The 19,276-nt window shown below is 47.0% G+C and carries 18 protein-coding genes; 9 read left to right on the top strand and 9 right to left on the bottom strand.

Features of this window, described 5'->3' with window-relative positions:
• Window positions 1-74: 74 nt before the first annotated feature.
• Window positions 75-1,553, top strand: coding sequence for a peptide MFS transporter (locus tag AC0OMA_RS02130; RefSeq protein WP_015482789.1), 1,479 nt, complete (start codon window positions 75-77; stop codon window positions 1,551-1,553).
• Window positions 1,554-1,593: 40 nt separating this feature from the next.
• On the opposite strand, the gene AC0OMA_RS02125 is transcribed toward AC0OMA_RS02130, so the two are convergent.
• The 5 genes from AC0OMA_RS02125 to AC0OMA_RS02105 all read right to left on the bottom strand — a co-directional run bounded on the left by AC0OMA_RS02125 (window position 1,594) and on the right by AC0OMA_RS02105 (window position 5,248).
• Window positions 1,594-2,439, bottom strand: coding sequence for an alpha/beta hydrolase (locus tag AC0OMA_RS02125; protein WP_327830917.1), 846 nt, complete (start codon window positions 2,437-2,439; stop codon window positions 1,594-1,596).
• A 65-nt stretch (window positions 2,440-2,504) separates the two neighbouring features.
• Entirely contained in the window at window positions 2,505-2,969 is a 465-nt protein-coding gene (locus AC0OMA_RS02120) for a pyridoxamine 5'-phosphate oxidase family protein (protein WP_015482788.1), read from the bottom strand.
• A complete protein-coding gene (gene bsdD / locus AC0OMA_RS02115) occupies window positions 2,966-3,193 on the bottom strand; it encodes a phenolic acid decarboxylase subunit BsdD (protein ID WP_010886405.1) in 228 nt (75 codons plus the stop codon). The genes AC0OMA_RS02120 and bsdD overlap by 4 nt, the downstream gene beginning before the upstream one ends.
• Before the next feature lie 16 nt (window positions 3,194-3,209).
• The gene (gene bsdC, locus AC0OMA_RS02110) at window positions 3,210-4,631 is read right to left on the bottom strand and encodes a phenolic acid decarboxylase BsdC (RefSeq protein WP_003234529.1); all 1,422 of its coding nucleotides are present in this window, start codon (window positions 4,629-4,631) and stop codon (window positions 3,210-3,212) included.
• 2 nt (window positions 4,632-4,633) lie between these two features.
• Entirely contained in the window at window positions 4,634-5,248 is a 615-nt protein-coding gene (locus AC0OMA_RS02105) for a non-oxidative hydroxyarylic acid decarboxylases subunit B (RefSeq protein WP_014478815.1), read from the bottom strand.
• 89 nt (window positions 5,249-5,337) lie between these two features.
• On the opposite strand from AC0OMA_RS02105, the gene bsdA reads away from it, so the two are divergent.
• The 6 genes from bsdA (at window position 5,338) to AC0OMA_RS02075 (ending at window position 10,326) form a co-directional block, all read left to right on the top strand.
• On the top strand, window positions 5,338-6,210 hold the full coding sequence (gene bsdA / locus AC0OMA_RS02100; protein ID WP_309529874.1) for a transcriptional regulator BsdA: 873 nt from the start codon (window positions 5,338-5,340) through the stop codon (window positions 6,208-6,210).
• 115 nt (window positions 6,211-6,325) lie between these two features.
• Window positions 6,326-7,132, top strand: coding sequence for a cystine ABC transporter substrate-binding lipoprotein TcyA (tcyA, locus tag AC0OMA_RS02095; RefSeq protein WP_015382752.1), 807 nt, complete (start codon window positions 6,326-6,328; stop codon window positions 7,130-7,132).
• Entirely contained in the window at window positions 7,119-7,823 is a 705-nt protein-coding gene (gene tcyB / locus AC0OMA_RS02090; protein WP_003234541.1) for a cystine ABC transporter permease TcyB, read from the top strand. Before tcyA ends, tcyB begins: the two co-directional genes overlap by 14 nt.
• A gap of 13 nt (window positions 7,824-7,836) precedes the next feature.
• Window positions 7,837-8,580, top strand: coding sequence for a cystine ABC transporter ATP-binding protein TcyC (tcyC, locus tag AC0OMA_RS02085; protein ID WP_047182080.1), 744 nt, complete (start codon window positions 7,837-7,839; stop codon window positions 8,578-8,580).
• Between the two features lie 319 nt (window positions 8,581-8,899).
• Window positions 8,900-9,547: a YczE/YyaS/YitT family protein gene (locus AC0OMA_RS02080; RefSeq protein ID WP_003234545.1), complete on the top strand. Its 648-nt coding sequence runs from the start codon at window positions 8,900-8,902 to the stop codon at window positions 9,545-9,547.
• Window positions 9,548-9,651: 104 nt separating this feature from the next.
• Window positions 9,652-10,326 (top strand): 4'-phosphopantetheinyl transferase, encoded by a 675-nt coding sequence (locus AC0OMA_RS02075; RefSeq protein ID WP_100506685.1) that lies wholly within the window; start codon window positions 9,652-9,654, stop codon window positions 10,324-10,326.
• Here AC0OMA_RS02075 and AC0OMA_RS02070 read toward each other — a convergent pair.
• Window positions 10,321-11,655 (bottom strand): aminotransferase-like domain-containing protein, encoded by a 1,335-nt coding sequence (locus AC0OMA_RS02070; protein WP_416720774.1) that lies wholly within the window; start codon window positions 11,653-11,655, stop codon window positions 10,321-10,323. The genes AC0OMA_RS02075 and AC0OMA_RS02070 overlap by 6 nt on opposite strands.
• 123 nt (window positions 11,656-11,778) lie before the next feature.
• On the opposite strand from AC0OMA_RS02070, the gene AC0OMA_RS02065 reads away from it, so the two are divergent.
• Window positions 11,779-12,717 (top strand): DMT family transporter, encoded by a 939-nt coding sequence (locus AC0OMA_RS02065; RefSeq protein WP_416720773.1) that lies wholly within the window; start codon window positions 11,779-11,781, stop codon window positions 12,715-12,717.
• A 53-nt stretch (window positions 12,718-12,770) separates the two neighbouring features.
• The gene (locus AC0OMA_RS02060) at window positions 12,771-13,328 is read left to right on the top strand and encodes a YcxB family protein (RefSeq protein ID WP_047182076.1); all 558 of its coding nucleotides are present in this window, start codon (window positions 12,771-12,773) and stop codon (window positions 13,326-13,328) included.
• 14 nt (window positions 13,329-13,342) lie between these two features.
• Here AC0OMA_RS02060 and AC0OMA_RS02055 read toward each other — a convergent pair whose 3' ends face one another.
• The 3 genes from AC0OMA_RS02055 to srfAC form a co-directional block, all read right to left on the bottom strand.
• Complete coding sequence (locus AC0OMA_RS02055) at window positions 13,343-14,569, bottom strand: MFS transporter (protein WP_474221852.1); 1,227 nt, start codon at window positions 14,567-14,569, stop codon at window positions 13,343-13,345.
• A 100-nt stretch (window positions 14,570-14,669) separates the two neighbouring features.
• The gene (srfAD, locus tag AC0OMA_RS02050) at window positions 14,670-15,398 is read right to left on the bottom strand and encodes a surfactin biosynthesis thioesterase SrfAD (protein ID WP_181218208.1); all 729 of its coding nucleotides are present in this window, start codon (window positions 15,396-15,398) and stop codon (window positions 14,670-14,672) included.
• Between the two features lie 28 nt (window positions 15,399-15,426).
• Window positions 15,427-19,254 carry a surfactin non-ribosomal peptide synthetase SrfAC gene (srfAC, locus tag AC0OMA_RS02045; RefSeq protein ID WP_474221851.1) on the bottom strand — a complete coding sequence of 1,276 codons (3,828 nt, stop codon included), beginning with the start codon at window positions 19,252-19,254 and terminating at the stop codon, window positions 15,427-15,429.
• Window positions 19,255-19,276 lie beyond the last annotated feature (22 nt).

The raw sequence follows: 19,276 nt of genomic DNA, 5'->3' as shown, positions 1-19,276 counted from the left end.
AATTATATTGACACAAGTATTATATAAGAATATGATTTTTATAATACACTTTTTTTAGAAAGGGTTTGGCTGACATGGCTTCGATTGATAACGAAAGTATCATTAAAAGCGTCCCGCAAAAAGGGTTCTTTGGTCACCCGCGAGGACTATTTACACTATTTTTCACCGAATTTTGGGAGCGTTTCTCTTACTATGGAATGAGAGCAATCTTACTTTACTATTTGTATACAGAGACGGTAAACGGAGGGCTCGGCTTTGACAAGGGCACTGCGGTTGCCATTATGTCGATTTACGGATCACTCGTATACATGTCCACTATTATTGGCGGATGGCTCGCTGACCGGGTATTCGGTACCGCAAACACCGTGTTTTACGGCGGCATATTCATTATGTTCGGCCACATTGCACTCGCCTATCCGGGCAGCGCGATCGCATTCTATATCAGCATGGTGCTTATTATTGTCGGAACAGGCTTATTAAAACCAAACGTTTCAAGCGTGGTTGGGGATCTTTACACGAAAGAAGACCCGCGCCGCGACTCAGGTTTCAGTATTTTCTACATGGGGATTAACCTCGGTGGTTTACTTGCGCCATTAATTGTCGGAACACTCGGACAGAAGTACAACTATCATCTCGGCTTCGGAGCTGCCGCGGTCGGAATGCTTCTCGGACTTATCGTATTTGCTTTGACAAGGAAGAAAAACCTCGGGCTTGCAGGTTCCAATGTGCCGAATCCGCTGTCTAAAAAATCTGCGATTGGCACCGGAATCGGTGTTATCATCGTGGCGATCGCAGTGATTATCTCTGTACAAACAGGCGTGCTGACGATCAATCGTTTTATCGACCTTGTAAGTATTCTCGGTATTTTGATTCCTGTCATTTATTTCATCATCATGTTTACAAGCAAAAAAGCGGACAGCACAGAAAAATCCCGTCTTGCCGCTTACGTTCCTTTGTTTATCGGTGCTGTCATGTTCTGGGCCATTCAGGAACAGGGGGCGACCATTCTTGCGGTATACGCTGATGAACGCATTAGACTTTCATTGGGCGGATTCGAACTTCAGTCATCATGGTTCCAATCATTAAATCCATTGTTTGTTGTCATTTTTGCGCCAATATTCGCATGGCTCTGGATGAAGCTTGGCAAACGCCAGCCGTCTACACCAGTTAAATTCTCAATCGGAATTATTTTAGCCGGATTGTCTTTTATCATTATGGTATTCCCTGCTATGCAAGGAAAAGAAGCACTCGTAAGCCCGCTTTGGCTCGTTCTCAGCTTCCTGCTTGTCGTGCTTGGAGAGCTGTGCCTGTCTCCAGTCGGTTTATCCGTAACAACGAAACTGGCGCCAGCTGCATTCTCTGCACAGACAATGAGTATGTGGTTTCTGACTAACGCAGCAGCCCAAGCGATCAATGCCCAAGTAGCCGGATTGTTTGATAAAATTCCTGAAACAATGTACTTCGGCACCATCGGTTTGATTTCTATCGTTCTTGGCGGCATTCTCCTGCTGCTCTCGCCGATGATCAAACGCGCGATGAAAGGGGTCTTATAATCAGAAACAGCCCGCGGATTTTGATCTGCGGGCTGTTTTTTTATTGATCCAGCCATTTGCCGAAGCTTTGATCAAAGGCTTCCGGTTCTTCCAGCATCGGCTGATGGCCGCTCCTTTCAAAAATAACCTTATCCACATGGGGATATAAACCGTCAACTGCATCCCATAGCGAAATGGGCGCAACCAAATAATCATATCTCCCTAATCCAATATACACCGGCATACGAACATCAGCTAACCGCTGAATAAGATCAAGCCGGGCAAATGTATTGCCCCATAATTCATCAATGATCGGCATATTCGTGAATACACCGTCCCATAAGGCAGCTGCATGCGGCCGCTCTTGATAAAAGCTTTTCGCTTCAGCGCGAATACACATGTGCACAAAGCGCCTTTCAGGATCTTTGTCGATGTCCTGCGGCAAATTCGCGATGTCTTTTTCAAAGCGTTTCTTTCTCTCAAGACTGGCTGCTTCCATGAAAAATGATTCGCTTTTTCGCTGTCTTTCTTCACTGTTATCAGGCGCAGTATTGAAGAGCGCCACCTTCCGAACTTGTTTGGGATATGTCCTGGCATACTCTAAAGCCATAAAAGCGTGCCCGGAATGTCCCAGGATAGTAACATCCTCAAGCTGAAGAAATGTTCTCATCCTTTCGATATCAGCCAAGACGGCATCAAGCCTCGAATCCTCCGCACGAAGCTCCCGCTTAGGCTTAGCAAATCCCCTATGGTCGACAAAGACCCATTGATATTTCTGTTTGATATCTGAGGAAAAAAGGCGCGGATAGTAAACCGCACTCCCGATCACAAGGATGGGTGCACCCTCGCCCTCAATTCGATAAGCTAAATCAAAGCCGTCCGAATGACAGATCCCCGCACGTTCCATTTTTCACGCCCCCTTTGTTTTCATTATATAAAAAAAGCCTGACGCATTGCGTCAGGCTATCGATATTACCGCTTTAAATCTTCCAGGGTCTTTTCCCATCTGCCCAGCACCTCTTCAGCGCTATGAAGCTGTATACGGACACCAGAAGTCAAATCAGCGTATTTCGCAACGTCCTCCTTCACTGAAACGATGCGGCAGGAAAAACGGTCTCTATCATATTCGGCATCTTTCAAAGGCGGTAAAGGCGCGCATTCAAGCTTTACATAATAGGCCGCTCCCTTCCACCATGCCGTGAACTGTGCTTTTCCTGTACGAAGGATGTTGGCCGAAGTCATTGTGTTTTTCCACAGAGCGATTCGGATATCAGTTCGGCTCAGCGCGATGATTTCACCTGCACTGATCATAGCGGCATGCGGCCAGCCATCCTCTGATACTGTTTGCAGAACGAAGGCCTCATGCTGCTTCTCATTCAGGCAGCTCCCGTCAAGCAGCTCAAAGAGACGGTCTGACATACAGTTCACGCGGATCAAGCCTTTCGTTCCGGCACCGCCGGAACTTCAATTGCTGTTTCTGTTTCCTTTGGATCAATTTTAAACGCTGGATTGTATTTTTCGGGATTTGTAATGCTTTCCGGTTCACAGGATCTCCATGTAAAAAAGCATGTTTGGCACTGATAAACTTCCCATGCGCCTTCTACAGGCGATTTGCTCATGACTTCTCCCTTTTTTGAGTCACATCGAGGACATGTATGCATTTCGAACATCCTTTCCTTATTTATTCATTAAGTCCATTAGTTTTTGTTCCCATTCTTTCGTTGTTAGCGGAGAATCAAGCGGCTGTGAATAATGGCCTCTTGTTTCCGGCGCAACCGGTGTAGTGGCGTCAAGAATCATTTTGTGAGTGATTCCTGATGGATTGGATCCCGGATCAAGCGGCAGGACAGATAAGTCCGGAATGATGACCGCATCGTGTTTCGGATGCATTTTGGTCGAAAGCGCCCACATGACCTGCGGAAGGTTGAATGGATCGACATCCTCATCAACGACAATGACCATTTTGCAATAGCCAAGTCCGTGCGGCGTTGTGAGTGCACGCATGCCGACCGCTTTCGCAAATCCGCCATAGCGGGTTTTTGTGGAAACAATCGCGATTAAACCGTGTGTGTACATGGCGTTCACTGCCACAATTTCGTTCGGGTACGCTTCTTTTAACTGCTGATAAAGCGGCACGCATGTGTTAATGCCGATCATGTAATCGCATTCTGTCCAAGGCATGCCTAAGTATAAATGTTCAAAGATCGGATTGTTTCTGTGATAGACGCGTTTAATTTTAATAATCGGCATGCTGCGTCCGCCGGAATAATGGCCTGTGAATTCACCGAACGGCCCTTCATATTCGCGCTCTCCAGCAATGATCTCACCTTCAAGCACCACTTCAGCGCCCCACGGAACATCAAGATCAGACAACTTTGATTTGACGATGCGATATGGTTCGCCTTGAATCGCACCTGCCATTTCGTATTCTGATTGATCATAGAGAAGCGGAGTCGATGCCGCCGTTGTAATGACCGGCTCACAGCCGAGTGCAATGGTGACCGGAAGATTGATGCCGCGTTCTTCAGCTTGGCGCAGATGGATTGCAATATCGTGCTGCGGGACAGGCTGAATGCCGAGACGGTCTTTTCCTTTGACCTGCATTCTGTAAATGCCGACATTTTGTTTGCCGAAGTTGTCAGGGTCCTCAAGATCACGGGAAATAACACACGCTTTGTCTAGATAGTAGCCTCCGTCTCCTTGGTTTATTCTGAAAAGAGGCAGTATATCGAACAAATTGATATCTTCTGTGATTTCATTTTCATGAAATGGCGCTGTTTCCTCACGTTTGACCGGCATCGGAAACTGGTCATAACGCTTTGCGAATTCAAAAAACTGTTCTTTTACCGGTGTGTCTTTCGGCATGCCCAGCATCATGGCATGGTTTGGCCAAGAGCCGATGACATTCATCGCAATTCGCGCGTTATGATAGCCGTAAATGTTGTTAAATAAGAGCGCGGGGCTTTTATCGCCAAGATTGCTGGCTGCCCGTGCGGCGGCCCCTAAATCCGGTTCCGGCTTTACCTCTTCATTCACTGTAAGCAGCTGTCCTTCTTTTTCAAGGGCAGCGAGAAATTCTCTGAAATCTTGATAAGCCATGATCAAGCTCCTCCTTTTTGTTTTTCAATCCCATTCCAGCGTTTCGCTTCAGGAAGCCGAATGCCGAATTGGTCCAACGTTCTGAATACAATATGGTCAACCATTTCCTCTAAGCTGCTCGGCTGATTATAAAATGCCGGCATCGGAGGAAGAATGATGGTGCCCATTTTCGTAAGCGCTAGCATATTTTCGAGATGTATTTGGTTCAAAGGCGTCTCTCTCGTTAAGAGGACGAGTTTTTTTCTCTCCTTGAGCATGACATCCGCCGCACGTGTCAGCAGATTATCCGCCATGCCGGTGCGAATGCTTGCGAGAGATTTCATGCTGCACGGCGCAACAATCATTCCATCGGTATCAAACGACCCGCTTGAAATGGCTGCCGCCTGATCCTTATGTGAGTAAGTGTATGTGGCCAGTTGTTCTACTTCTTGTAAGGTATAGCCTGTTTCGTGTTTGATCGTGACGTTTGCCCAAGGAGACACAACGAGATGGGTTTCCACTCCGGCGGCCTTCAGCCACTGTAGCAGCCTGACCCCGAAAATGGCCCCTGTTGCCCCTGTCATTCCGACAACGAGTTTCACTTTGCCCCCTCCTTTACGCTTGAATTCTGCTTTCATTTCAATCATACTCCTGATATATCCATATGAAAAATATCTATTAAATCTATATTTAATACCTAAAAGGTATGATAAGGAGGCGCTTTCTTTTGGACATTCGCCAGCTTCGATACTTCATTACCATTGCCCAAGAACAGAAAATCACGTCCGCAGCCAAAAAGCTTCACATGGCGCAGCCGCCTTTAAGCAGGCAGCTCAAACAGCTGGAGGACGAACTTGGTGTTGTTCTGTTTGACCGGAACAAGAAAAAACAAATGACTCTTACATATGAAGGAGCTGTTTTTCTAAAAAGAGCAAAAGAGATTCTGCATAGGTTTGAAGATGCAGTCATTGAGGTACAGGAGCTGAAGGAAGAAGTAGCCGGCACACTTGCCGTGGGATCAACGATTTATTGCGCGGCTCTGATGCTTGAAAAAGTAACAAAAATCAAAGAGAGATACCCCCATCTCACCTTTAATATTTGGGAAAATGAGCCCGCAACACTGTTGGAACTGCTGGAAAGCCGGCAAATCGATGCAGCGGTCACGACAACACTGATCAAAAGTGACACAGTACAATTCAAGCAGCTTGATGACATTCCATGTGTGCTCGTGCTTTCAGATGAAGCCGGATATCCGTGCGGAGACACCATTAAGATGGAGGACATTCCTTCATTTCCGCTGATCCTGCTGCGGCCTGTCAACGGAAAAGGCGTTTATAATCAGGTCATGAATGAATTTCATCGTTTGAACCTGGAGCCGCGCATTGTTTGTGAATGCCACGACTCTGCAACTTTGCTCAGCCTCGTGTCATCCGGATTCGGCGCGTCTATTTTGCCCGTCACAATGATTCCCGTTCATATGAGAAATCACGTTCACACCGTCCATATCGAAAATAATCCCTTCATTATGACACCGGCTGTCATGTGGAGAACGGACAGTTATTTGCCTAAACCGGCACAGCAATTTTTGGATTTATTTTAAAAGATTTTGCCTTATGAAAACCAATTACTTGACTCATACTAAAAAAAAGTTATCCTTTAGATTTGTAAGCTATTTTTTTATTTCAATAAAATCAACCAGAAAAGTGGGGAATAAGATGAAAAAAGCATTATTGGCTTTATTCATGGTCGTAAGTATTGCAGCTCTTGCAGCTTGCGGAGCAGGAAATGACAATCAGTCAAAAGATAATGCCAAAGATGGCGATCTTTGGGCTTCAATTAAGAAAAAAGGTGTGCTCACAGTCGGAACGGAAGGAACATATGAGCCGTTCACTTACCACGACAAAGACACTGATAAACTGACTGGCTATGATGTCGAAGTTATCACAGAAGTCGCAAAACGCCTCGGGCTTAAAGTCGACTTTAAGGAAACACAGTGGGACAGTATGTTTGCCGGCCTTAATTCCAAACGGTTTGACGTTGTTGCCAACCAAGTCGGAAAAACAGATCGTGAAGACAAATATGATTTCTCAGATAAATACACAACATCAAGAGCCGTTGTCGTAACGAAAAAAGACAACAACGATATTAAGTCTGAAGCAGATGTAAAAGGAAAAACGTCAGCTCAATCACTGACAAGCAACTACAACAAATTAGCTACAAATGCCGGCGCTAAAGTAGAAGGCGTTGAAGGCATGGCGCAGGCCCTTCAAATGATCCAGCAAGGCCGTGTCGATATGACATACAACGATAAGCTTGCCGTATTGAACTACTTAAAAACATCTGGCAATAAAAACGTGAAAATCGCGTTTGAAACAGGTGATCCTCAGTCAACATATTTCACGTTCCGTAAAGGAAGCGGCGAGGTTGTTGATCAAGTCAACAAAGCATTAAAAGAAATGAAAGAGGACGGGACTCTTTCTAAAATATCTAAAAAATGGTTCGGCGAAGATGTTTCTAAATAATCTGCCGGCATTGACGCTTGGCACGGCGATCCCGTGGGATCTGGTGCAGCAGTCATTCTGGCCGATACTTTCAGGGGGAATCTACTATACGATTCCCCTTACGATTCTTTCCTTTATATTCGGAATGATCCTGGCGCTGATTACGGCGCTTGCCAGAATGTCGAAAGTGAGACCTTTGAGATGGGTGTTCAGCGTATACGTATCCGCAATACGCGGCACTCCTCTTCTCGTTCAATTGTTCATCATTTTCTATCTGTTCCCGGCCTTTAACGTCACATTAGATCCATTTCCAAGCGCAGTTATCGCCTTTTCTTTAAACGTCGGCGCCTATGCATCTGAAATCATTCGGGCATCTATTTTATCCGTGCCGAAAGGGCAATGGGAAGCCGGCTACACAATTGGCATGACACATCAAAAAACGCTGTTCCGCGTCATTTTGCCGCAGGCGTTTCGTGTGTCGATCCCGCCATTATCCAATACCTTTATCAGCCTGATTAAAGATACATCCCTCGCCTCTCAAATTCTGGTCGCTGAGCTGTTCAGAAAAGCCCAGGAAATCGGCGCGCGGAATCTTGATCAAATTTTAGTGATCTATATTGAAGCAGCCTTTATTTATTGGATTATCTGCTTCCTGCTCTCACTCGTCCAGCATGTCATCGAACGGCGTCTTGACCGCTACGTGGCCAAATAAGGAGGTTCCGAGTATGCTTACCGTTAAAGGATTAAACAAATCATTCGGTGAAAATGAAATTTTAAAAAAGATAGATATGAAGATTGAAAAAGGAAAAGTCATCGCCATACTTGGGCCTTCAGGTTCAGGGAAAACGACGCTGCTCCGCTGCCTGAACGCTCTGGAGATCCCGAATCGCGGAGAGCTTGCATTTGATGATTTCTCCATCGATTTCTCCAAAAAGGTGAAACAGGCGGATATCCTAAAGCTTCGCCGAAAATCCGGAATGGTGTTTCAGGCGTATCACCTGTTCCCGCACCGCACAGCCCTCGAAAACGTGATGGAGGGCCCTGTTCAGGTGCAAAAACGAAACAAAGAGGAAGTCAAAAAAGAAGCGATTCAGCTTCTTGATAAAGTCGGATTGAAGGACAAAATGGATTTATATCCGTTCCAGCTTTCCGGCGGCCAGCAGCAGCGCGTCGGCATCGCCCGCGCACTGGCGATTCAGCCTGAGCTCATGCTGTTTGACGAACCGACCTCAGCGCTTGATCCCGAGCTTGTCGGAGAGGTGCTGAAGGTTATCAAGGACTTGGCCAATGAAGGCTGGACCATGGTCGTCGTGACCCACGAAATCAAGTTCGCACAGGAAGTTGCGGATGAAGTCATCTTCATCGACGGCGGCGTTATCGTGGAGCAAGGACCGCCGGAGCAAATTTTCTCCGCACCAAAAGAAGAACGGACACAGCGGTTCTTGAACCGGATTTTGAACCCGCTGTAATAAGAAAAACAGGGCGCCTGCGCCCTGTTACAGATTGTTGACAAAATCCTAAAACGATTTTCGTTTTAGGATTTGTCATTTTCAGCGTGATTGAAAACCTTTGAAGTCTAGGAAGGGCGAGCATTGGAGCACAGCGAATGTTAAATTCGTGAGCACCGAAGCGCAGGCCTGACAACGAATGCAAGGGTTTTCCAACACGCTGAAACAGGGCGCCCGCGGCGGACCTGTTTTTTTGTTGAGCTCCTTTCGCCTATTCCGCCCTTCTGTCAGATGTGCTACAATGACAATCGACTGATTTTTACGAAAGAAGGGACCTCACGTGAAGCAAGAACTTGTTCTGCGCTGGACATTTTATTTTGCCGGTTTGATCATTTTGGCTTTTGGTGTATCCCTGACGATAGAAGGAAAAGCACTCGGCATTAGTCCGTGGGATGCATTTCATTACAGCCTGTTTCAGCACTTCGGGCTTACCGTCGGCCAGTGGTCCATCATTATTGGAGCGCTCATCGTCGGATTCACGTCATTGTTTACGAGAGCTTGGCCGAAAATTGGGGCCCTCCTGAATATGGTGCTCATTGGTGTATTTATAGATTTTTTCAATTTCATTCTGCCTGCCCCCTCGACCTACACAGGCTCGATCATCGTCTTCTCTCTCGGCGTAGTGCTAATCGGTTACGGCGTCGGTGTTTATGTATCAGCAGGCCTTGGCGCGGGGCCGCGTGATTCACTGATGATGCTGATTACAGAAAAAACCGGATGGAATGTGCAATGGGTGCGGAACGGCATGGAATTAACCATTTTGTTTGCGGCATGGGGCATGGGCGGCCCGATCGGTTTTGGCACCATCTTGACCGCCATCCTCACCGGACTTATTTTGCGCTTTTCATTGCCCCAGTCAATCCAGTTGCTGAATTATGCTGTGGCAAGGCGGACAGCCGCTGTGAAAGCATCTCCGCCTGTACACTAAAACAAAGCCGCCTTGGCTTTGTTTTTTTATTTTCTCCTCTATATGAGTCTTGTTGAAGTATGATAGGATGGTTTTGACAATCTTTTGCAGACGGAGGATCTAGAATGAAGATTTACGGAATTTATATGGACCGCCCGCTTTCACAGGAAGAAAATGAACGGTTCATGTCTTTCATATCACCTGAAAAACGGGAGAAATGCCGGAGATTTTATCATAAAGAAGATGCTCACCGCACCCTGCTGGGAGATGTGCTCGTTCGCTCAGTCATAAGCAGGCAGTATCAGTTGGACAAATCCGATATCCGCTTTAGCACGCAGGAATACGGGAAGCCGTGCATCCCTGATCTTCCCGACGCTCATTTCAACATTTCTCACTCCGGCCGCTGGGTCATTTGCGCGTTTGATTCACAGCCGATCGGCATAGATATCGAAAAAACGAAACCGATCAGCCTTGAGATCGCCAAGCGCTTCTTTTCAAAAACAGAGTACAGCGACCTTTTAGCAAAAGACAAGGACGAGCAGACAGACTATTTTTATCATCTATGGTCAATGAAAGAAAGCTTTATCAAACAGGAAGGCAAAGGCTTATCGCTTCCGCTTGATTCCTTTTCAGTGCGCCTGCATCAGGACGGACAAGTATCCATTGAGCTTCCGGACAGCCATTCCCCATGCTATATCAAAACGTATGAGGTCGATCCCGACTACAAAATGGCTGTATGCGCCGCACACCCTGATTTCCCCGAGGATATCACAATGGTCTCGTACGAAGAGCTTTTATAAATGGCTCATCAACAGCTTGACACCGCGCTCAATATCTTCCGTTTTCACATTGGAAATATTGATTTTTAATAGATTTTCTTTCTGATAATCTGATAAATAATGACGGTCTATCGCCTCAAGGGTCACCCCTTGTTTTTTCAGTCTATGAATCACTCTTGAGGCGGGCAGATCCTGAGGAAGCACCAGATGGGTGTGCATACAGGGTGCCTGCCCGCTGGAGAACGTAAAGCGGCCGCTTCCCAGCTGCCTGTGTGTTTGAATGGCTTGATGTAGCCTCAGCGACCGCTCTTTATAAGAATCTCTGATTTTCTCCTTATGCCTGCCGTACATACCGCTTTTCAGGTAAATCTCCAATGCCGCTTGAGAAATCATCGAACAGTCGATGTCGTTCAGTTTTTTGTACGCATAGAACGTGTCAGTCAGCGCTTCGGGCAAAACAGCCGCCCCCACGCGGAGGCCGGGGAACATCATTTTCGAGAAGCTTTTCAAATAGATGACATGTGAGGACAGATCATATGCGTACAGCGGATCTGCCTTTTTATTTTCCTCCAGATCACCGAGGTAATCATCCTCAACGAGATAGACATCATACGCTTCTGCCAGTCTCACAAGCTCCTGTTTATCACGCTCTGACAAAGAGCAGCCAAGCGGGTTATGGAAGCGGGGCATCGTATAAAAAAATTTAATCGATTCTGTTTGAAATAACCGCTCAACCTCGGCTATATCAAGCCCTTCTTCCGTTCGTTTCACCCCGATGGCGGGAATCCCTAGCGTCTCAAGCTGTTCGACCATCAAATAGTAGCCCGGCTGTTCAATGGCGATCTTTTCTTTCCCATTTGGAAATGGCATGGCACAAAGCAGAGATAACGCCTGCTGGACACCTGATGTAATGAAAATATGCCGTTCATCCGCAAATACCTGCTGATTGGCCAAGAGCTTTCGGAGTACACGGATGAGTGATGGAAGCCCCTTTGGCGTCCCATAAATAAACAAATCGTTTTTGTATGTATCAATCGCTTTGTTGATACAGTGCTGAAAATCAAGATACGGAAACACATCTGGGTCCGGCGCAGATGTGGCAAAGTCGATGGGACCCTGCTGCCCGCTTTTGGCTTTTCCCGTCTTTTTCACAATATAATAGCCGCTTTTCGGAACAGAATAGATAAGGTGGCGCTTTTCCAGCTCCTGCAGCGCGCGGATCACTGTGCTTTTGCTGACTTGGTAGCGGGCGGACAGCTGACGGATAGATGGAAGCCTGTCTCCTTCTTGATAGGCGGTGCTTTGCATCATCTCCTCTATCCTCGTTAATAGACTCATATATTTCTCCATGCCTTCTCCCCCTGTTTTGTACCGGTACAGTTCATTGTTTTTCTCATTGTACCGTTCTGACCGCGGCCATACAATAAAGGGAGCGACCGGCGCTGCAATTCAGGTAAAGGAGCACTTCCCATTATGGTTAAACATCAGCAAGCCCCCGCTTATATAGCGGCTATTTTATATTCGTTCATTATCGGTTTATCCTTTCTATTCGTAAAAATCGCACTGCAAACAGCAGAGCCGTTTGATATTTTGGCGCATCGGTTCACCATTGCGTTTGCTGCGGCCACTATACCGATCTTATTCGGCTGGGTAAAGCTATCAATCCGCGTAGAGGACGTCATTGCCATTTTGCCGCTCGCCCTGCTGTATCCCGCGTTATTTTTCAGCTTTCAGGCATTCGGCCTTGTGTACTCGTCCTCCTCTGAAGCGGGAATTATTCAGGCAGCCATTCCGATTTTCACGATGGTCTTTGCCGCTTATGTTTTAAAGGAACGCCCAACGTGGACGCAAAAGGGGTTCACGGTTTTATCCGTTGCCGGCGTCATGTTTATTTTTGTGATGAAAGGCGTTGACGTGGAATCAGCCAGCTTAAAAGGGTCTTTGCTGATCCTATTGTCCGCTTTGTCTTCAGCGATGTACAATACTGCTGCCAGAAAAATGACGCAGCGGTTCAAGCTGACCGAGCTCACCTACATCATGTCATCCATCGGCTTTGTCGTCTTCAACGCCATCGCCCTTGTGCGTCACGGAGCGGCGGGAACAGTCGGCACTTATTTTCTGCCGTTCCGGGAGCCCGGCTTCGTTCTCGCCATCGTGTATTTGGGCGTGCTGTCTTCACTCGTCACTTCATTTCTGTCTAACTATACGCTGTCGCGAATTGAGGCGTTTAAAATGAGCGCTTTTAATCATGTATCTACCATTGTGACGATGATTGCAGGAGTTGTGATTCTCAACGAAAGCCTGGCCTGGTATCATCTTGCCGGAGCTGTTTGTATTATGATTGGCGTGGTGGGGAGCAATATCAATCTGGAGAAAAAAACAAAGCGCCCTGGTATGCCTGCAAAAAAATGAGAAATTATGCTAGACTGAAAGGAAAAACATGGTTAGAGGTGTAGGTTTACCGTATGGTTCAATATGCTAGTGAAAGTATCAATCTTCCAGGAGAAATCACTTTTAAGGATGTAAGAGAAATCTTTTTTTATCAAATCGCAAAATTATCATGTTTTTACTTTCTGTTGTTTTGCGCCATATTTGCTGCAGTTAACTTCATTAACGGATGGCCCCGTATCGTTTATGGCAGTGACGCGCTTAACTTGTTTATGAACAGTATGTTGATTATCGTGATGTCCGTTCTGTTTACACTTCTGCTCCTCCTTCTTCTATATGTGAAGTTTTCCAGAGCATACAAGAAGAACGAACGGATGAAATCTAAAAGAACATATACTCTGAACCAAGAAGGAATTCGTATATGTTCTAAAAAATATGACCTCATTTTCAATTGGGATGAAATCACAGCTGTTTTCGAATATAAAAATATCTTCAGGGTCAATACATCAAGCGGCCAATATATTGCGATCCCAAAACGTTTTTTTCATTCCAAAGAGGAAATGAACAGATTCAAGGAGATTATCCTTAAAAATACCGAAACAAAAAAACTCAAATTTAAAAAGGATCAGCATTGACAGTGCTGATCCTTTTATATTGATTGGTGGGTTTCTTTTGCCTTTTGTTTATCTAAAAACGGCACCAGCTCTATTACAGCCGATAAACCCACAAACACGATGCACACAGCGACAATCAGCAAATAACCATGAGTCATGTCAAAAAACAAACCGCCCGCATACACGCTGAGAGCTCCGGCAACCTGATGGATAAAGAAATTGATGCCTAACAGCGATCCGATCAATCCTGTTTGATAGCTTTCCGAAATTGACGCCGCGGTCAGCGGGATCACGCCTGTGTAACTGAGTCCAAATAACAGGATAAAGCCAAAATACCAAAGTTCGCTGTGATGAATTCCGAGAATGGGAATGAGCAGGCAAATGAGGCTGAGCAGCCGAATGAAAAATAAGATGGATAGCATGACGCTTCTGCTGCCGAGGAGATCGGACAGCCAGCCCGCCAATAATCCGCCAATGATGATAAATGCTCCGAACGCGGCCATCATTCCGTTGACATGAGAGACATGCGCATCCTTCAGTATCGGGACGAGGTGAGCATCAATAATTCCCATCGTAAATCCGCAAGTAAACACGCCAAAGTACAGGATATGAATGAGGCGGGATTGCTTCATCACGTTCCAAAATCCCCGCCAATCATAAGATTTTTTCACAGACTCTGCTTGCGCATGTGGCGGGTGCTTCATCCCAAAGACGAGGAGCGGCAGCAGAACAGCCGCCATGACGATTCCCAAAATCGTATAGGTGCTCTGCCAGCCGGCATGATACGGAGCCGCAGCCCAAATGGGCGAGAGAAGCAGCAGGCCCGCAGAGTTGGCATTGGTCAAAATAGTAAGCGCCAGACCTTTGTGTGTGTCAAACCAACGGCTGATGAAATACTGGGTCGTCACGCCGACCGCGCAGGAATAGCCGATTCCGCCAAGCACACCGTAAATGGCGGAAAACACATGAACATTCGGTGAATAAGGAAGCACCAAAAAGCTTGCGCTGATGCAGACAGCTCCAAGCGCCATAATTTTTCTGACACTGAAACGGTCGATGAAAAAACCGACAAAAAACTGGACGATGCCGGTTGTGATCATAAAAATGCTGACAGAAACCGAGATCAGCGACCTGTCGGCATGGAAGGCATCCGCCATTGGCAGCATAAAAAATTGAAAGGAATTTCTGAATGAGTTCATTCCGATGGCGAAAACAAACGTAAACAGCAATACAAACCATTTCATCCTGGGAGACGTGCGCATGTTTCGACCTGCCTTTGTTTGAGTATTTCGACTATTATACCATGCAAAAGTTGGCATTCTACACAAAAAAAGCGGAACAGCCGAAGCTGTCCGCTTTTGATCACGGTTGAATGATCGGATGCTGATTCAAGATCGCAAAAATCCGTTCTGCGACTTCTTCCGTTTGTGACAGCAGGAACATGTGCCCGCCGTCAAATTGATGGAATGTGATGTCTTTTGCCCACTTCTTCCAGCCTTCCGCATCTCGTATGCATTTTTTATCACCAAGCCCGTTAAAGACATGAACAGGCGACTGGATCTGGGCCAGATCGTGAAGCTCAAATTGTTCAAGAGCCCGGTAATCTGATCGGAAAGAAGGCAGGAAAAAGGACATGACCTCCTTATTTTCAACAAGCTCTGCGGGCATTCCGCCTAATTGGATAATATGATCGAGAAACTGATCATCAGGCAGGTGGGACACTTTCTTCCGCTGAATATGAGGCGGCTGGATTGCAGAAATGATAACCGCCTGCGGATAGACGCCTTCACGCTCAAGCTTTTGCGCCAGCCTGAAGGTGATCATTCCGCCCATACTGTGTCCGAACAGCACAAACGGCCGATCAGGGCGAAGGTTCAGTTCTTGCTTGTACAAATCCGTCAGCTCTTCGAGATCCTCAATAGCTGACGTTTGATTCGTGCCGTGTCCCGGCGGCTCGGCAGCGAGCATCTCGCACTCCCCCTGCAAAAAAGCATGGAGAGGGCGAAACGACGCCGAGTAGCCGCCGGCAAACGGAAAACAGATGAGCTGCGTTTTTTCCGACGCATCAAATGATTTGAAGAGTTGGCTCATTGGCTGTCTCCTCCTTTCATCACTTCATTTATGAAACCGTTACGGTTTGTGTATTAAGAAATTCGAGCAAAATCCCGGCATTCCTATCTAGCGTTTCGCCCTGCAGCATTTCTGCGTGTGTTCCGAAGCCTCTTTTCACACGGTAAGCACCTGTTGTAGCTTCTTCCCATGATGCAAGCCATTCCGGCATGTCAAAATCAGCGCCGGAAGTCAACAGATCAATATCTGCTTTCACCTGGCCTGTGCTGATCAGATTGACGTAGTATGAGTAAAAGGCATGTGTTTTTTGCTTGAGGCCTTGTTTGACGGCTTCGCTGTTGAGCGCTTCATTGTCCCGATTGACATTCATCAACGCTTCGACATCACTTTCAACCGTGCGTCCGTCCAGATCACTGACACCTTGTTTTTTATAGGAATCCACCATGATGATCCGCTGAACAATACGGCCTTGTTCCTCAAGCTTTTTGGCAGCTTCAAACGCCAGGCTGCATCCCGCTGAATATCCAAACAATGTTAAAGGCCCTTCCGGCTGCAGCTTCTGGATCAAATCCGCATAGCGGTCAAGCCGGTCTTCCTCCTCAATAAAATCAAAGGCGCACAGCTTGTATGACGGCAAGCGGCTGGACAGATTTTGGTACATAAGGCCATAGCCCAAGACCGGCGGAAATGCGAAAATGATCTGCTCCTGATCCTGATTCATTATCGTTACATCCTGCAAGCCATCAGGGCCCCCGTTTTTCACATACGCTGAAATGCCGGCGATCGTCGGCGCTTCAAACAAAAGCTTTACTGGAAGATCAATCCCGAGCTCTTTCTTGATTCGGGAAGCGGCGGTCATGGCCTTCAAGGAATGCCCTCCGAGCGCAAAGAAATCGTCATGAATGCCAATTTGCTTTCTGCCGAGAACCTCAGACCAGATTTGTGCGATTGTTTCTTCCATCTCGTTCCGCGGTCCGATCCATTCTTCCGCCAGCTGATCCTGATCAGGTTTTGGAAGCAGCCGTTTATTGACTTTCCCGTTCGTCGTTAAAGGAAGCTCATCCAAGAAGGTAAAGGTTTGCGGCACCATATAAGCAGGAAGCTGTTTTTTCAGGTGCGCCTTCACGTCTTCAGCTGAAAGCTGCGTTCGGTTCACAAGGTATGCGTTGATTGATGCATCGCCAGACTCAGGGCGGTCCGCCACAACGACCGCATCTTTCACACCTGGGTATTCCTGCAGCTGCTTTTCGATTTCTTCAAGCTCAATCCGGTGTCCGCGTATTTTGACCTGGTCGTCAATACGGCCGGCGTATTCAATCGTTCCATCCGGCAGCCAGCGTGCTAAATCCCCTGTGCGGTAAAGCGTTTCTCCCAGCTTGAACGGGTTCTTAATAAACTTTTCCTTCGTGAGGTCAGCACGATTTACATATCCTTTTGACACGCCCATTCCGCTGATGCACAGTTCACCGATCGCCCCGAATGGCTGGAGCTGGCTTTGCTCGTTCAGAATATAAACACTGGCATTGCTGATCGGCTTTCCGATCGGCAATGAGGAGATGGAATCCGGTATATCATGCACGACGTGAGCAGTCGCAAACACTGTTCCCTCAGTCGGCCCGTAGCAGTTAATCAGCTTGCCCGGCCCCATGACCCGTAGCGCTTTTCTGACATGAGGCACTGAGGCGCGCTCTCCGCCGAATAATATACAGCGTAGTCCCTTCATCCAATCCTCTCCCGTATCTGTGAGAAGATTAAATAGTGCGGTTGTCGCAAACATGACATTGACATTCTCTTGCAGGATCAGATCTGTGAGCCGTTCTGTATCAAGCAGCGTATGTTCATCTGCGATAATGAGACGTGACGCATTCAATATTGAAGCGTAGAAATCAAAGGTAAATGCGTCAAAGGCGTAATTGGAAACAGATAAGAATGTATCTTTCTCAGAGAATGCCATGTAGTCTACATGCTTGACCAATCCTTGAATATTGGCATGAGTGGTGATATTGCCCTTTGGCTTTCCGGTTGTGCCGGACGTGTACATGATATATGCCGGATCATTAGGATCAATCGCGGTTGCAGGATCGCTTGCCTGTTCTTCAAACCGTGTTTGATCATCAATGAAGAGCGTTGTGCCTGTATACGGCAGCTCAGCCGCTTGTTCTTTCATCTCCTGATGCGTCAGAAGACAGGCTGCCGCACTGTCAGCCAGCATATACGAGATTCGGTCCTCTGGCAGCTTCGGATCAACCGGCAGATAGGCTGCTCCCGCCTTTAATACACCGAGAATGCCGATCACCAGTTCAAGTGAGCGCTTCGTGTACAGCGCTACAACAGAGCCTTTGCCCGCACCGTGTTTTTGCAGCCGGCGTGCAAGGCGGTTCGCTTCCTCATCTAATTCGCGATAAGACAGGGTCTGGCCGGAATACGTAAGCGCCGGCGCATCCGGATTGCCGTTCACTGCTTCCTTGAACCAATCCGTCAGAGGCTTTGTTTCATGAGCTTGAGCCGGCGGGTTTAAGCCGGTTAGCAAAAATTCTCTCTCCCTGTCGTCAACGAGGTTGATCGTGCTGACAGGCTGATCCGGATTCTGGATGAGCTGCTGAATTGCTGTAAGAAGCTGAGATTTCAAGCGCAGGATAAACGCCTCATCAAACACATTCTCATTATAGGCAAGCTTAATCAGCATCTCATCTCCCGGGGAAGCCATCAGGTTTAGATCATAATTCGACTTCTCAAAAACATGAACATCCACCATATCAAAGCCGTTTTCACTGCTTTCTTCATTTTTCGCATCCTGAAGCGGATAGTTCTCAAAAACAATGATGTGGTCAATCAGTTTCGGCTGATCAGCCTGGCTTTGGATGTCATAAAGCGGCACATATTGATGCGGCTCAGACTGCAGCGATTGCTCCTGCAGCTGCTTGAGCAAGCCGTTAAATGTGATACCCTCAGACAGCTTCACACGTCTCGGGACGACGTTGATAAACAGCCCAACCATATGTTCAACGCCTTTGATTTCCGCGGGACGCCCTGAAACAACTGTACCGAAGGCCAAATCGCCAGACTGCTGATAGCGGCTGATCAATACGCTCCAGACTGCCTGCAGCGCCGTACTTAAAGTGGTATGCTGCGATTTTGCAAGCTCGGTAAAGGCCTTTGTTTCCGCCTCCGGCAGTGAAAAGAGCAGCTCTTTCGGCTCATAGCCGTCCTTTTGTTTCTTTCTTTGCTCCGCAAACGTCGTTTGTCCTTCAAAGTCCTCTAAATACTCGCGCCAGTAACGCAGTGATGCTTGTTTATCCTGCTTTTCAAGCCACTTGATGTAGTCTTTATACGGTTTGACGGGCGGCAGGCTGTACGGCTTTTGTTCGCGCAGAGCATTGTATACCTTAAATAGATCCTGTACGACGATGCCGAAGCACCATCCGTCCAAAATAATGTGGTGGTAGCTCCACACCCATTCAAAGCTTTCTTCAGCTTTCTTGAAAATGGCTGCCCGCATCGGAATATCCCGCGTCAAATCAAAACCCCTGATCTTATCCTGTTCTTTGTACTCATTGATTTTGGCTGTTTGCTCGCTGCCCGTTAAGTGTATCAGATCGATTTCTTCTATATGGAACTGCCGTTTTTTCAATACGACTTGGACAGGTCTTTTTACTTTTTCGTGAATGAACACGGTACGAAATACATCGTACCGGTCCATGATGACATTCATGCTTTCTTCAAGACATTTGATATTCAAGCTGCCTTTTACTTTCATCGTGATTTGTTCAAGGTAAAAGCTTTGGCCGGGATTCAGGATGGCATGAAAAAGCATCCCTTCCTGCATCGGCGATAGGTAATACATATCTTGAACCTGATCCTTGCTAAATTGACTCATATGTTTCGCTCCCGCCTTCTGT

The organism is Bacillus sp. AMCV2, assembly GCF_056033925.1.
This window is presented reverse-complemented; position numbering and strand designations above follow the sequence as displayed.